This window comes from Legionella antarctica (assembly GCF_011764505.1).
GTDB lineage: Bacteria > Pseudomonadota > Gammaproteobacteria > Legionellales > Legionellaceae > Legionella > Legionella antarctica.
This window is the reverse complement of sequence record NZ_AP022839.1, coordinates 2749836-2765241: the sequence shown is the minus strand read 5'-3', so window position 1 is coordinate 2765241 and position 15406 is coordinate 2749836. Positions and strand designations below refer to the sequence as shown.

The following is a 15406-nucleotide window of genomic DNA, read 5'->3' as shown; positions in this document are numbered from 1 at the left end:
ATTTATCTCGAAAATGAAATAACTCGACCTTCTCTTTGATATGGGTCCGCATGTCTGGAACAAAATTAAGGAAAAATAAGAGCTATTCATCCATCATTTATAGTTAAAAATTCACTCAAATTAACCTATTTAAACCTACTCAATACCGTATGAATAGTGATTGCTACTACGAATTGTCTTAGGTCATTTTACCACAACTCTATCAGAATGACTTATCCACAAGTCCACAGGTCAGGAGAGCTTCACTTTCTCGTATAGGCCTGTGGGCCTTGTGGGTAAGTCATGACGCTCTCATTTAGGGTTTATGGTCTTTTCCGGCCATAATACACCTCTGCGGGCGTTAAATAATTAAAGGACTGGTGAAGCCTTCGGTTATTATAATACTCAAAATACTCCGTTAAGGCCAGCTCAACCTCTTCAATTGTATCAAAATCATACCGGTAGATTTTTTCTTGCTTAACACTACGCCACAATCGCTCGATAAATATATTATCTAAATAACGTCCTCGCCCATCCATGCTGATAGAAATGTGGTGAGATTTTAGCGTATTTATCCAATCTTTTGAGGTAAATTGAGAACCCTGATCCGTGTTAAAGATCTCACAACGCGAATGCAGCAAAGCGTTTCTAAGCGCCTCAATACAAAATTCAGCCTCCATAGTAGGTGAAATAGCCCATCCAATCACATAACGACTATACCAGTCCATAATAGCTACTAAATACACATGCTTTCCTTTCATGCGGATGTAGGTGATATCTGCGGCCCAAACCTGATTTGGTTTGGTGATATCCACCTCTTTTAATAAATAAGGGAACACCTCATGCTCCTTATTGGGAACGCTTGTATTTGGCTTTGGGTAAACAGTCGATAACCCCATCATTTCCATCAACTTTTTTACTCGACGTTTACCAACAGGATAGCCTACTTCTTTTGACAGCCATCTTGCCCGCTTAATTTTACCTTCACATGGATACTGCAGATAGTGCTCATCAAGTAGCGCCATAAGCGCTTCATCTTCGACAGAAATGGGCTTGGCACTATAATAATAACTTGAAACAGGCAAGTCTAATAGCAAGCATTGTTCACGAATGGTGAGCTCGGCAAGAGGATCAATCATGACGCGCTTTTCATCCAGACTAAAGTTCATGCTTTTTTTTTAGCCAAGATAGCTGCGCTTGAAGTCGACCAATTTCTTGATATAATGCCTCAACAAGCTGCTCTTGGGACTTGGCTTCTTTTTCATTAGCCCCAGAGAATAAATCGTTAATGGCTTTGATGGCCGATTGCTTCCAAGTTTTTACCTGCGTTGCGTGAACACCGTATTCACTGGTAATTTGCGCTTGTGTGAGTTTCCCCTCAATCGCAGCTAGCGTTATTTTTGCCTTCTTGGCCGCCGTATAATAAGCTCGCTTTTTAGACATTTTATTCTCCTCTTTGTATTAAGAAGAATAGCTCTTAAAAAACCTTTTTTTGTGTCCAGAAAACCGCGCCTATATTAGCCAACAACAGACCCAATAAATCAGAAAAAGAACTTGAGGCGCATCACGAAAAAATAGCATCACTCCTCACTGAGAAGTGGATTACCCATATGCAGATACACCGAATTTTAAGCGATAATGGTCTTGTTAGCAGTCGAAGAAGTCTTAGTCGTTATATTGAACGTCATTTCCCCTCGTTGCCTAAGGCTACGGTACATTTGTTAACAAAGCCTGGGCATGAAGCACAAGTTGACTATGCGTTTGTTGGGTTTATCAATAATAAAAAAACATACGCTTTTATTATGACGTTATCACATAGTCGGTATCGATATGTTGAGTTTGTACATTCTCAAAATCAGCAATCATGGGCGCAAAGCCATATCAATGCCTTTCATTTTTTTGGAGGCGTGCCCAACTGCATTCTTTTAGACAATTTGAAATCGGGAATTATTAAAGCACATATTTATGATCCAACGGTCAATGAAACCTATGCAGAGTTATCTCGCTTTTATGACTTTATAGCCGATCCGGCGAAGGCTCGAACGCCCGAGCACAAGGGGAAGGTTGAGCGTAGTGTTCAATTGGTAAAAGAACAGGTTATCGCGGGGATAACCTATGATGATTTGGCCTCGATGAACGCCTTTGCACGTGATTGGTGCGCTAATAAGGTATCGCACGTCATCTGCAGTACCACTGGTGAAAAGCCAATTGACGTATTTAAAAATGAAGAATTTAATTTATTAAACCCACTGCCAGCAGGCGCTTTTGATATGCCCATTTGGATGGATGCTCAAGTTCATCGTGACCATCATTTTGTTGTTGCTGGTAATTTTTATTCTGTGCCAACGATACATATCGGGACAAAGGTTAAAATTAGAGTTGGCTTGAAGACCGTTCAGGCCTATGTGAATCATGCTTTGATTAAGACCCATATTCGTAACTACGGGCGTGGACAGTGGGAAACGGATCCCAATGACTACCATAATTCTGCAAAGTATTACTTAGAAAATACTGCTGGCGTTTGTATTGAAGCGGCCAAAGCAATTGGTCAGGCAACGGAGGAAATGGTCACAAAGGTACTGGCTGAAGGCTCTAGAACGAGCTTAAGAAAAGCCCAGGCTATCATCCGCTTGGTTGAGGAATACGGTAATGAGCGCCTTGAAAATGCATGTTTACGCGCGATTTTATTTGATAATTATACTCATCAATCATTGAAAAAAATCCTCACGGAAGGCCTGGATAAAAAAGACACGAGAACATTCTCCACTAAGCGCTCGGCCAATCATGAGAACTTTGCCTATATTCGCGCAGCAAGTGATTACAGCTCAACGATGGAGGCTCATTATGAGTGATATCAATATGTTAGAGCTTGCAAAAAAACTACGTTTGACAGGGATCCCAGACACACTGCTAGCAAGAGTAGAACAGGCTCGCGCAGCGTCCCTCTCTTATGAAGAGTTGCTCTCAATGTTGTTTCAGGATGAGGATGAGGCTCGTCAACAAAAATTGCTTGCTGGGCGTGTAAGGCAAGCTCGATTTGAGGAGCCTCAGTGTTTTGAAAATTTTGAACTGGCTCGATATTCAACACAAGTCACACAAGCCATCCGCACCCTGATGACAGGGAAGTTTATCAAAGAAAAAAACCATGTCATCATCATGGGACCTGTTGGCACCGGAAAGACTCACCTGGCTCAAGCCCTGGGTCTAATGGCATGTCAACGACATAAAAAAGTCTGCTTTATAAGAGCGAATGAACTGTTAAATCAGTTCCACCAAGCAAGAGCGGATGAAACATGGACTGCGCTTTTTAAACGTTACTCACGATACGATGTGCTTATTTTAGATGACTTCGGGCTGAAAGCATTATCGCCAGAACAGTCCACTGATCTGTATGATTTAATAGCAGCTATCCATGTAAACTCTATGCTAATTATAACTACTAACCGTAAAATAGAAGGATGGATGGAGCTATTTTATGATCCGGTTATGGCAAACGCAGCATTAGATCGTATCGTAAATAAAGCTTATCGAATTGTTCTTGATGGGGAGTCATACAGGAAAAAATTTATACCGAAATTTAATTTAGTAGATGACAAGTGAGTTAAAAAAATTTACCCTAAGTGGGCTACTTTGAGTGGCCAGAGGGTGGGCTAGTAATCGTGACCCATGACAGCAGTGTAATTGGTTTTTCTAAACAGGTTCTGGCTCGAACTATATACGGTATTGAAAATGCGGAGCAATTCAACAGATCTTCTACTGGTGAGCTGTACATTCAGGCAGGAAGTTTTCTAAATCAATCCCGAGCGAATCAATATCGGCTTTTTTTACAATCAAAAACTACTTATCCGGTAAAGACCATCCATCATGGCAATTATTATCGGGTGTCTATAGGCCCAATACGCTCTTCTCGAGAGGTCCGAAAGGTAGCAGATAGTATGTCTGCCCCTATAAGAACATGGCCGGTTGCAATAACCTCACATCAAATTCCTTCTTCAAAAGCAGTGAAAAATAAATAATGCTGAAGGCAAATAAGTAACTATTAAGTTCAAATCAAAAAGTTGGAGTTATTGTAGAATTTAGATCAAAGATGTACTTCAGGAATACAAAACAGTTGTAACGCTCTTGAATCAATACCTTGAGTCGAGATTATTATTTTTGATATCAATTCCTCGTGCTTTTTTATTGAGCAAGTCTGTTAAAACTATGTTTTGGGAGCAATAGCCAATAGTGTCCCTTATTTTTCATATGTTCGCCAAGAAATGCGGCGATTTTCCCAGATCCCCAATAAATATCTCCTCGCATAAATCCGCGAATTGCTCCACCTGTATCTTGAGCAATCATAAGTCGTTGAAATTGCTTCTCCTTACTTTGTTGTGCACTAGGTCTTTTAGTATCCAACCAAAGAGGTGCACCAAGTGGAATCCATTTTTTGTCAATGGCTAAAGAGTAACCCGGAGTAAGAGTCATATCTTGAGCCCCTACAGCAACAGGTCTCTTTAAGTGTTCAAAAAAAACAAAGGATTTATTTTTATGGATGATATTATTTGCAATATCAGTATGACTCTCCAAATAGCGTATAATGGCCGATTTAGACGCATTATTTTTAGTCATGATCCCTTTATCAATAAGTACTTTGCCAATTGATGTATAGGGAGCACCGTTTTCACCGGCATATCCTAAGTATATATTTTTACCATTAGTTAGTTGAATAACTCCCGAACCTTCTATCTCCAAAAAAAGTCGTTCAACAGGGCTGTGAATCCAAGCAAGAACAGGTGCGCTTCTCTTAAGCAATCCGTTGTCTATTTGTTCTCGGGTATAATGTATTTGTCTTGAGTTTTTTGGTAATCCATAAATTGGTGTATTGTATTTTGAGGTTTTTTTTAAACTTCCTTCCAGTCGAGGCATGTAATAACCTGTAAACAATCCATGAACAGGTTTTTTTTGCTCAAATTCAAGAGGATGAAACCACTTTTCAAAAAATGTTCTTGCTGTATCTTCCGAGATTGAATCAAGAGCGACAGCCGCTTTACATGCTGGATGCCAGTCTCCAGCTTTTAATTTGATGAGAGTGGATCCGGTTGAGTGAGATGGTTTCTGCTTTAAGAATGCGTCACAAGACAACTGGAATGCTAACAAAGACTTTTTGACATCAGCTTTATCCCAGCCTGGCAATTCGTCAAAAGAGACTTTTATCAAAGATAGCTTATCAGATGCACTGTTATTTATAATCATCTTCTCTTTATGTTTATGAGAGGTACTACTCCGCTTATAGGAAGTTTCTTTGTTTGCAGTCACCTTCTTTAATTTAACCTTAGCAGAAGTATCCTTCTGTGTTGTTGGTTTCTTTAGAGATTGGGTTTTAGTAGCCTCTTCTTTTAGAGGTACCAGAGTTTGAGTGACTTCTTTTTTAGGAGGTACTGTTATCTCAGGAGCTTTTTCATGGTGCACAAGCACTAGGAATCTGAACGTAAGATAAATTATACCAATTATTATATATTTGCTGTTCATAGTTGAAGCAAATTTTACACAAGATCAAATTTAAAGCAACATATTATCGGCTTATTTTCCAATTTTTATTCATTTAATCTTTATTTAAATCATATTTTGGATATAACAAAGCAAAAAATGCATTTAGTTTCAATTTATTATGTGGCCATATTCCATAGCTTATTAGTAGCGATTTGCACTAAAACAATTAAATAAAGTAAGCTAAAGAACTATGTTGGTTTTTGAGTTTGGATGCGGGTAAAATATACACATATTTTTGGATTTCAGGTATGTATCGTGTTAAATAGGCTTTCTGCTTTCGAAAAAACTCATTAAAGTACGAATCACATCTGCAAGACTTGATATAATACCATGGGCATCCATAGATTTTAAAAGGAATTTATTATGAAGATTGGTGTAACAAAAGTTTCTGGCGTAGTACTTTCATTTCTATCAGGTGAACGTATTTCTGGAGGAAGGATTACTGCTATTGAAGATGAAGGGTTAGAGCTTTGTACCGATTCTGATGGAAAGTTTGGGCCGTTTGAATGGCCTATTGGGGAGCCGATTACTTTGGTTTTTGAAAAGACAGGGTCACTTTGGTCTGGATATAGAACAACACAAAGTGCAACTTTAATCGTTCCTCCTGAAGGTATCAACGATGATAACTATCTAAAAAATATTACATTTCAAGTTCCTTCTCATCTGGCTTGTAAATTTCTTTCCTGGGCTATGGGGGTTACTGAAGATACTCAAGCCTGTCAGATTGCTGCAACCATTACGCCGCCCAATACAACTATGGATGACATTCCACAAGGTGTTGCCGATGTTGAAGTGACTTTATCACCGAAGGTAAGCAATAAACCCTTTTATTTTGGGATCTTCCCAATTATCCATAAAACCAATCCCTTTATCAGAACACTAGAAGCTACTTCTCTGGATGGCGGCGTTGCTTTTCTCAATGTACCCGAAGGAGAATATACTCTGGAAGCAAAAAAAAGGGACGTAATTTTTTCTGCAATTAAAATCAAGGCCCGTAAAGGAGTTCTTGTAAATGCATCTCCACCAAACGGCCCTACGATGCTTCAAGCGCCTCAGCCCAATGAAACAGAAAAAAAAACGAATCACTTTAATTTTTTTAAACCCGTAGCAATAGGATTGGTTTTGGGGGTAGGTGCTGCCGCAGCCGGATCCGCTTTAAGCACATCACTCCAATGATGGTTTATCTGTTCGCTAAATACGAGTTGTTTTAGCAACTTTTACTCTGGAATTTTCTGTTATCGAAATGAGGGAAGCTAGCCCTCATGAATTATTAATTATGCTGAAAAATTACTCTTTCCCATACATCTTTATTCGGCTCCATGGGTATATTCTGTAAAATATCTCTGATTAATGATTGATTGTAACGTCGTTGAGGGTTACCGTTCTCAAATATTCCTCCACTGAAAAAAGTTGCGTGATATCTGGGAATTTCTGAATCGCCATAATCAAAAACAATATCCTGATGGCCATAAACTGTCTGAAACTGAGCAGCAATGTAAGCTTCCAATATGCGGGTTTGGTCCCTATTTAAATCACGGCGCTCAAAACGTCCTGAGACAAGATAAACCTGCAAATAATCTGTTCGTTGACATATATACCCTGCATAAAATGCGGAGCCATCGTAATTACCTTCAGCCAGTGTAAGTGAAGGATGACCATAACGATCGCTCCAATTTAAAAAAAGGTAAAGGGAATTGCTAAAGCTATCCTTAAGTCCAGTATATCCATACTCTTTCTGGTACGCATTTTTTACCCCAGTTGCTAAAATAAAATCACCCCGTAGGACCCAAATTCGCTTCTCTTGTGGACGCAAGGGAGATCGGATACTGCTAATATCCTGATATGCTGGATTAATGCAGCTTTCGCCAGGGTATCTGTATTTAGGTTTAACAGGAGGAATATTTTTTTTTATATATCGCTGAGCTTTGGCATAACAGGAATCACATTGCGCTACATTCACAGCATTTTTTATTGCTGATAAGTTATATGTCCTGGAACTTTTACTTTCAGGAAACGGCTTATCATTAAAGAATAATGTTGAGTCAGCATTATCGTGCTCGGGTGTAGTATCATAAAAGACTATTTTTTTTGTCCCATAAGCTTTGCAAAACTTTAGGGTCAGATAAGACTCTACTATATCAATCTGTTCTTTTGTTAAGGGTAAAATTCCATCCCCAGCTCTTCCATAACGATTATATCTTCCAGACGATAAAAAGATATCCAGATATCCGTTGCGTTGGCAAAGAAAGCCAGCGTACAGAACAGTTCCATCGTAGTTATTATCTGCTATGGCAAGAGAGGGATGACCATATCTGTCTTGCCAATTCAGGAAGACTTGTTGTGACTCATCAAAAGTTTCTTTCATCCCTAAGTAACCATGTTGCTGTTCAGCATTTTTTACCCCCGTTGCAAGCAAGAAATCACTGCGTAAAACAAATATCCGTTTTTCATTTAAACGAAGGGGTCTGTCTACCTCTTCAATGCATTGAAATGCAGGATTTACTCCGGACTCCTCGGGATAGGTATACTTGGGTGGAACACCTTTAATATGGCGCTGAATATAAGACTTTAAAACGAACTCGATGTTAAAAATATCTGATTCAATATCTGTTAAATTAGAACTCATGAATATAGCCTCTTCTCCCCGAACTTCTAACCCTGGATTTTCAAAATGGTTAAGTAAGTCGGGTTAAATTCAGCAGCAAGATAGTAATAAAATGACGGCTAACAGACTAATTCTTAAGGACATTGTTGCGCTGTTTAGCCTGAATTTTTTACTGCTGAATTTATAGTTTGAGCGCTTTTTGCTGGTTCAGCGGTTTAGAACCAGTGCCGCGGGACCTGGACACTGGTATTGGTGAGGATTAGTTTGTTAGCGCTATTTACAAATAACTCCGCCCAACCTCGACAACAGTGTCCAGGCGGCGCATCATCATATGTTGTAAGCGTACTAGTTGCATTATATTGGGACTAATATCAAAATAAAAGTTCATTATTCACTCAATTTAACATCATGTCAATTAATCTCATTATCGCCAGGGCAACCACATCTTAATTTAAACCCTTAACGAGGGTTGTACGCACATCATCACTCATTGCAGCCATATGCCTCTTGCGTTTCACACTTGCATCAATAGAAGTATTGAGACGAATGATATTGAGTGCAATATGCCTGAAAATGGCGTAGTTTTCTGGAGCAGCTTCCTTTCTAATTCTAGACTCACCTTCTCGAAATGTAACATCTAGCGTCAAGTGCAAAGAATTTTCGACAGCCCAATGCTTACGAGTGGCGCCTACAAGTGGCGCGGCTCATGGAAGACAAGAACTGATATAAAACCGCGTATCCATTGTTCTAAAATTACGCCCTTCTCTAATTGTTTCAACCATGACTACGCTGGTTAATTTTTTTCATTTCGCCCCTTCAGGCATGTGTTTTTTATATTTTTTAAAATCAATGGCATAAGCTCGTCGTGTTTCTACACGGCTATGGCCAGCATCAACTTATTCATGAAAATCATGCTCCACATTATTAAAATTAGTCTCTTTTGCGACTGTTAAAAATGAGGTAACTTCTTCATGAAGATTGCCCTGATTACCTTTGAGTGCAAGTAAATAATCACCTTTTTGCTTTACAATTTTCTCAGCTATTTCTTTTTGGCATCCCATGGCATCGATGGTAACAATGCATCCTTTAATAGCCAAACTATTTAGCAACTCTGGAATGGCTGTGATCTCATTGCTTTTTTCAGCTGTTTTTCTTGTCCTAACACAACGCCATTAGCAGTTCTCCAAGCGCTGACCATATGAATTGCTGACTTCTCATCAGCCGTGTTAAAGCTGCGCCGCAGTGTTTTTCCATCAATGGCAATAACATCACCATCCGTTGCTTTTGTTACTGCTTGAATCCAGCGTGTAAAACAATTGGCAAATTGTTTGGTGTTCAGTTTCCTCATTACTCGCGCTATCGTATCATCAACAGGAATGCCATTCTCATATGGTAGGAGTTGCCTCAACCATTCGAGCTTAAGTAAACCGAAATCTCTGATGGATTGCCAACCCTCGCACCCAGAAATTGAGGCACTAATAATCAAAAAAATAATTTCAATCAATGGATAACGTTTAGTGCTATCAACTCTAGGATCTTCGAGTGCTTTGAAGTGCGATAATAAGTCTGCTTTCATGATGTTCCTTTATAAAAAAAGAAACATTTGATCATTTCTATGCGACTTTGTCGATCCATATAATATACAATTCGTCTGAATTATGGCGGTAGTTATGATTTAGTCGATCTTGTCCTGAACATAAAGACCTTTATTTGACTTTATTGCTTCTTTGTGGTGCAATGCATGGCCTTGTCTACAAAGGTCATATTTTAGCCAGGAGTAATAATGAACGAATTAGTAGTAGAGTCAACATCATCCCATGGAAATCCTTATCAAGTAAAATTAGTTATTAATTCCGACTGGCTGAATTTCTGGCACAATGAAAGCGCAGAACATGAATTTTTTCAGGCGCTTGCAGACAATGTAATTAACATTCCTTACGTAGATGATGGGTATTACCTTCTAGAGACTAATGGCGTAGTAATCTACCGACCTAATCATGATGTTGGTCATGCGTTGAGGCAGGCTGCGAATAGCCAGTTATTATTCGAAGTTATTGAGCTCCATGGTCAACCTGAAATGAAGTTGGTTCTACAGGAATTAACTCAGGAAGAGCGCGCTGCAATTCGTTTGGCTGCGTATTTGTTCAGGGCAGGAAGAACAAATGAACATGGTGGTAAAAACGATCCCAGTAACGCTGAGCGTTCAGCATTGTTATTTTCTGAAATTGCTAAAGCGGTAGGTTTTAATGCGAAATTAATTGATGATATTGCCCTTTCAATGTGTAACCACGCTCCTATCATGGATGATGTTTTATCCAAAACAATTCCTTATGATGGCTTTGCAGGAACGCAGAATATTCAAATTGGAAAATCACGCCTGGTTAAAGCTGTCTTAGATATAAGTCACCATAGTGACTTGGTGCGTTGCTGGGGTGATGTTAAAAAAATTAATTCCAATAATTGGGAAAACTTATCAGGTCTTTTACAGCCTGAAAGTGTCAAGGCGTCCAATGATATCCTGCTGAACTTTGCTCGGGCCGGTAATGCCCTTACAGGTACACCTTACTATAAACATAATGGAACTTATGACAAATTTATACCGCCAATCCAATTAAGAAAAAACAATGTGTTACAAGTAGCTCATCAGATTGCTGCATTATCGCAAATGGCGGCAAAATTTGTACCTTTGATTGCCGAACAGGATAGCGAAAAAACCAATGAAATGCAGTCAGCTGTTGAAGCGCTGGTTCAGGAAGAGAAACATGAAGCTCAGGCTGCGAATATCATCAAGAGAGCCTATCGAATCAACCGGGCCCATAGAAATACAAAACAGGCCGTCAATGTGATACCCCCAAAGGTTTCATTAAAAAATCTTAAATATTTAAAGCAGCAAATGGCAGAAGGCCATGGTTTGCCAGTGGAAGACAAAGCCAGGCTCAATGGTCAAATTTTATTACCAGAAGAAGACGCTTTAAACCAATTTCTTTTACATGAATTTGATTGGGTCTTGAAACATGTTACCCCTGACCTACCAGTGATAAAAGAAAACGGTAACGCTTTAAAATCGCTTCATCAAAGAAGTCGTGAAGCGCGTGCTAACGATGTGCGATTTACCAGTGACTTCGAGGGGCGCAGTGATAATATTTACTTTACCATTTCCAGTTCCAACGGTCGGCCTGCAGAGTTTTTACAGCTTTCAGAAGGACATGAAGTCAGAGTGCCTATTCGACCATTTATGAATGCCGAAGGCATACCGGGTGATAAATTGAGCGGTTTGTGGTTATCGTCAGCATGGTATGGATATAGTGCGGCGCGTCAACTCAATGCCAGGGTTGATGATGTTAAAAGAACAGTTCAATATACCAAAAAAAATACTGGTCAACGTTTTATCAGCGAAGATGATTATAAGTTATATCAATGGAAATATTCCGATGGCAGCAAGATTTCCAGAATAGTTCCTTTCGGCTATGAAACAATATCAGGCTCTGACATACTTCCGTTTTTAGCACTTAATACGATTTTTGAATTACGCCATACAACACAGGCGTTTAGACAAACGTGCTTGCGGAATCCTCAAGGTCCGGTTCTTGAAGCTTTTGTTGATATGGTTTATGAACAACGAAACTTTGAGGCGCTTATTCCAGCAACATTACCATTGAATGATAATCGTATTGACATTTTGCCGTTTAATCAAACACATCACTTATGTCCCGATGCTGCTGCCAACATGACTCGAGCCATAGATTCAGGCAAAATTGAAGAAATTGATGCCTTATTAGAACAAGGTTATCCAATTGATCTTAAGTTAGAAGCTGGTGTGACGCCTTTAGGATACTGTTTGTTAAAAAGTAATGGTGATATTAAATGGGCGCGCAACGCAGCAATTTACTTTATAAATCAGGGCGCAAATATTCAAACAACAGTGCATGAACTATCTCTTTTGACCATGGCTGTTGGAAACAGGGATTATCCTATAGTAAAAGCCCTTTTGACAAAGGGAATTCATGACAAGAGAACACATCGAGTGAAACTATACCTGGATATAAATCGTGATGAAAAAGCGATTGTATGTGCTGTAATGAATCAAGATATCATGATGATACGCCTGTTTTCTGAGTATGGTTTATCTTTTTTATCTATGCCGCAGAGCAGTTTATTATATCTTGCCGATATGAATGAATTCAGTGCCATGGAAATATTTCAAGTGATGGTTGATGGAGGCTTTCAGTTTAATGATCAAAAAATTTATGATCAGCAATGTATTTATGACGCTCTAGAACAATGCATCAAAAACCAAAAATATGAACTGTTAGAGGCATTTCTCAAAGCGGGCTGTAATCCTGATATAAAAAATTATAATACGGGATTACCCATCTTAAGCTACGCTAGAAAAACAAAAGACCTAAAATCTTGTGACCTATTGATAAAATCAGGGGCTGATACTGCTGATGCTATGACGGGCCAATCGACTCATGTACATTTGATGGTGAAAAATAATAAAGGGAAGTTACTTTTAATCAAGAGACGACGTGAAGATGGTTCAATGTCTTCTTTTTGGCAACCATTAGACTACATGGCTGCTAATTTTTCAGAAGATGCAATGTTGGCCACCCTTTTCTCAGCAACAGGTTTGCGTCCAGTCTCCTATGAATTGATAAAAATAACAGAAGTTTCTCAACAAGATGAAGTTGCCCAGGTTTATGAGCTCAAAATTTTAGATAATAATATTAGAGCAAATGATACTGAGTATTTTGCCCTACCAATTTGGCTTGATTCCCGTGTTCAGAAGGATTTACCCATGGCAAATCTTGCCAGATTATTTCTCGAAAATAAATCTGTAAATCAAATTAATTTGGCGCTAAGTCAACATCATCGATTGGTGGCGGCGATAGAAAATCAAAATATTCAGGAAGCACGATTTTGTCTTAGAGACGGTGTTATCGATCAAAGGCAAACAGCTCTGTTCAAGGCGTGTGACTTGAAATCGCCTAATCAGGATATTGTTCTTGCGCTACTTGATTATGGCTACGATATTAATGCCATTAATAAAGAGTTTAAAGACCCAATGACGCCTTTAATGTTCGCCATTCTCCATCGCAACCTGAGATTGGCTGAATGTTTACTAAGTAAAGGTGCTAATCCGAATCAGGCGGTTGGTAAACTAAAAGTAACACCATTGATGTTTGCGGCAAAGAGCAATGCATTAGATATGATGGACTTATTGCAACGTAATGGCGCAAGCTATGAGCATCCAGCCAATAAAGGTGTATTGGCCTATGCAATGCTGTTCTTATGTTCTGATAAAACATTTGATTATTTACTTAGCCGAGCTGATTGTAATGGTTTTTATTTCAAATACACTTCAGTTTTGATTGCCGCTGAAAGAGGAGAAGATGCACGAATAAAGTGTTTGTTAGAGAAGAATGTTGATTTAACCGTGAAACATCCTCGATTAAGGCAAACAGCCGATATTATATATAGCGGTAAGGACCGAAAGGTTTTTGATGATTACCAATGCTCAAAACGATCAAAGAAGGTATGGTGGGAATTAGAACGAGAATATCAAGTCTATCTTGATTACTCAGGGGCAACAGAGCGGAGCAGGGTAGATGAAGAATTAGCAATTGAATATCGCTTAACCATGATTAGTGAAACGGAGCATGAGTTTCTGTTTAACTTTTTTGAGGATATTTTAAATCGGTGTCATCCTGATATTTCTACGCCAAAACCGATATTTGCCATTGCCCACGAGGGTCAGGGTTATGTCAGAATACAGTGGACCCCATTGTCAAGACAGCGATCCGTTTAATTTAAGATATAACTTTAATTCTACTTTCTTTCGTTGACGAGGGTGCGTAGCACACGAGTCAACCACAATAGCAGTTAATGAAACACCTGTTATTGAGCCTGTGGGTATGTGGGCGCGAAGCCATCGAGTGTGGTCAAGCGGTGGATAACGTCTTTTTGTTATCCATGGCTTGTCCACATGTCCCGAAGGGCGATGGCTGATCCGCAGGACGCGTCCACATATCCACAGGCATTCCATTACGCTGCAGCCTCATATAGGCCAGCATAAACCTCTGACGGCGTGTATATTCCAAATGATTGATGAGGTCTTTCGTCGTTATAAAACTTGAAATACACCCTTAAACCATTTCGTAGTGCTAAAACTGTTCCGTATTCTTTTATGTAAATATCTTCATATTTGACTGAACGCCATAGCCGTTCAATGAACACATTATCCATCCATCGACCTTTCCCGTCCATGCTAATTTTGATGTCATGGTCTTTTAAAACATCGGTAAACGCCTTACTGGTAAACTGGGAGCCTTGATCCGTATTAAAAATATCAGGCCTGCCGTGGAGCCTGATGGCGCTCTCCAACGCGCTTACACAAAAGTCATCATCCATGCTGTTTGATACCTTCCAAGAGAGCACCTTGCGGCTATACCAGTCCATTATTGCCACCAAATATACAAAGCCTCCTTGCATCCTAACGTAGGTAATATCGGTGCACCAAACCTGATTGGGTCGATCAATCACTAAACCACGTAGCAAGTAGGGATAAACCTTTTGTTCCTTGTTCTTTTTACTCGTATTCGGCTTTGGTGCCACTGAAACCAGACCCATGATCCGCATCAAACGCTGCACTCTCTTACGGTTAACGTCATGGCCAAGGCGACGTAAATAAGAACGCATCTTTCTGCTTCCATAGAAAGGATGGCGCATGTATTCCTCATCAATCAAGACCATCAAAGCCAGATTCTCTGGGCTCTCGGTACATATTCCTTCGCCAGCAGTGCGATAGTAGCTAGCGCGTGACAAATTAACCAATGCACATTGGCGTACGATGCTGAGTGTAGGGTGATTGACATCAATCATGGCTCGCTTCTCCCGCACGCTCAACTTAGATGACCGGTCTTTTTTTTAAGCCAGTCTAACTCAACCGCTAGCTGGCCTATTTGCGTGTATAATCGATCTCGTTCTTGTATGATGGAGTCCATGTCTTTGTCATGCTTGCCGCTAAACAATTGCTTGCTTCCATCCAGTAATTGTTTTTTCCACAGATTGATTTGTGTTGCATGCACCTCAAATTCAGATGCCAATTCATTGGTCGTCTTGTGACTTTTTAATGCCTCAATTGCTACCTTTGCTTTGAAGTCAGATGTAAATTTTTTTTTAGCCACTTGGTACCCCGTTTAACAATGGTTTCTATTTTACACCACTGTCTCATTTTTGGGGTCCACTATAGAACCTGTGCGGGATTCAGCCGTCCGGTTATAGCGGTTA

General features: G+C 39.6%; 9 protein-coding genes and 2 pseudogenes. 5 read left to right on the top strand and 6 right to left on the bottom strand.

The window, feature by feature from the left end; all coding sequences use genetic code 11:
- Positions 1–302: 302 nt before the first annotated feature.
- Positions 303–1148, bottom strand: a complete 846-nt coding sequence (locus tag HRS36_RS13075; protein WP_173235473.1) for an IS3 family transposase — start codon at positions 1146–1148, stop codon at positions 303–305.
- Positions 1138–1422, bottom strand: a complete 285-nt coding sequence (locus HRS36_RS13070) for a transposase (RefSeq protein ID WP_173235475.1) — start codon at positions 1420–1422, stop codon at positions 1138–1140. The genes HRS36_RS13075 and HRS36_RS13070 overlap by 11 nt, the downstream gene beginning before the upstream one ends.
- Before the next feature lie 71 nt (positions 1423–1493).
- Between HRS36_RS13070 and istA the strand changes: the two genes are divergently transcribed.
- Genes istA through HRS36_RS13055 form a run of 3 tightly spaced genes read left to right on the top strand, consistent with a single transcriptional unit; the run spans position 1494 to position 3995 of the window.
- Positions 1494–2831: an IS21 family transposase gene (gene istA / locus HRS36_RS13065; protein ID WP_173238527.1), complete on the top strand. Its 1338-nt coding sequence runs from the start codon at positions 1494–1496 to the stop codon at positions 2829–2831.
- Positions 2824–3579, top strand: a complete 756-nt coding sequence (gene istB, locus HRS36_RS13060; RefSeq protein ID WP_173235440.1) for an IS21-like element helper ATPase IstB — start codon at positions 2824–2826, stop codon at positions 3577–3579. Before istA ends, istB begins: the two co-directional genes overlap by 8 nt.
- Positions 3580–3638: 59 nt before the next feature.
- Positions 3639–3995 carry an SPOR domain-containing protein gene (locus tag HRS36_RS13055; RefSeq protein ID WP_173237649.1) on the top strand — a complete coding sequence of 119 codons (357 nt, stop codon included), beginning with the start codon at positions 3639–3641 and terminating at the stop codon, positions 3993–3995.
- A 163-nt stretch (positions 3996–4158) separates the two neighbouring features.
- On the opposite strand, the gene mltA is transcribed toward HRS36_RS13055, so the two are convergent.
- Positions 4159–5490 (bottom strand): murein transglycosylase A, encoded by a 1332-nt coding sequence (gene mltA, locus HRS36_RS13050; RefSeq protein WP_173237648.1) that lies wholly within the window; start codon positions 5488–5490, stop codon positions 4159–4161.
- Positions 5491–5874: 384 nt separating this feature from the next.
- Between mltA and HRS36_RS13045 the strand changes: the two genes are divergently transcribed.
- A complete protein-coding gene (locus HRS36_RS13045) occupies positions 5875–6687 on the top strand; it encodes a peptidase associated/transthyretin-like domain-containing protein (protein ID WP_173237647.1) in 813 nt (270 codons plus the stop codon).
- A gap of 94 nt (positions 6688–6781) precedes the next feature.
- Here the strand turns inward: HRS36_RS13045 and HRS36_RS13040 are convergent, their stop codons facing one another.
- Both HRS36_RS13040 and HRS36_RS13030 read right to left on the bottom strand, forming a co-directional pair.
- Positions 6782–8137 carry a hypothetical protein gene (locus tag HRS36_RS13040; protein WP_173237646.1) on the bottom strand — a complete coding sequence of 452 codons (1356 nt, stop codon included), beginning with the start codon at positions 8135–8137 and terminating at the stop codon, positions 6782–6784.
- An 875-nt stretch (positions 8138–9012) separates the two neighbouring features.
- Positions 9013–9692 (bottom strand): annotated as a pseudogene (locus HRS36_RS13030) (ISAs1 family transposase).
- Between the two features lie 207 nt (positions 9693–9899).
- Between HRS36_RS13030 and HRS36_RS13025 the strand changes: the two are divergent.
- Positions 9900–13925, top strand: a complete 4026-nt coding sequence (locus HRS36_RS13025; RefSeq protein ID WP_173237644.1) for a SidE phosphodiesterase domain-containing protein — start codon at positions 9900–9902, stop codon at positions 13923–13925.
- A gap of 236 nt (positions 13926–14161) precedes the next feature.
- On the opposite strand, the pseudogene HRS36_RS13020 reads toward HRS36_RS13025, so the two are convergent.
- Positions 14162–15303: pseudogene (locus HRS36_RS13020) on the bottom strand (IS3 family transposase).
- Positions 15304–15406 lie beyond the last annotated feature (103 nt).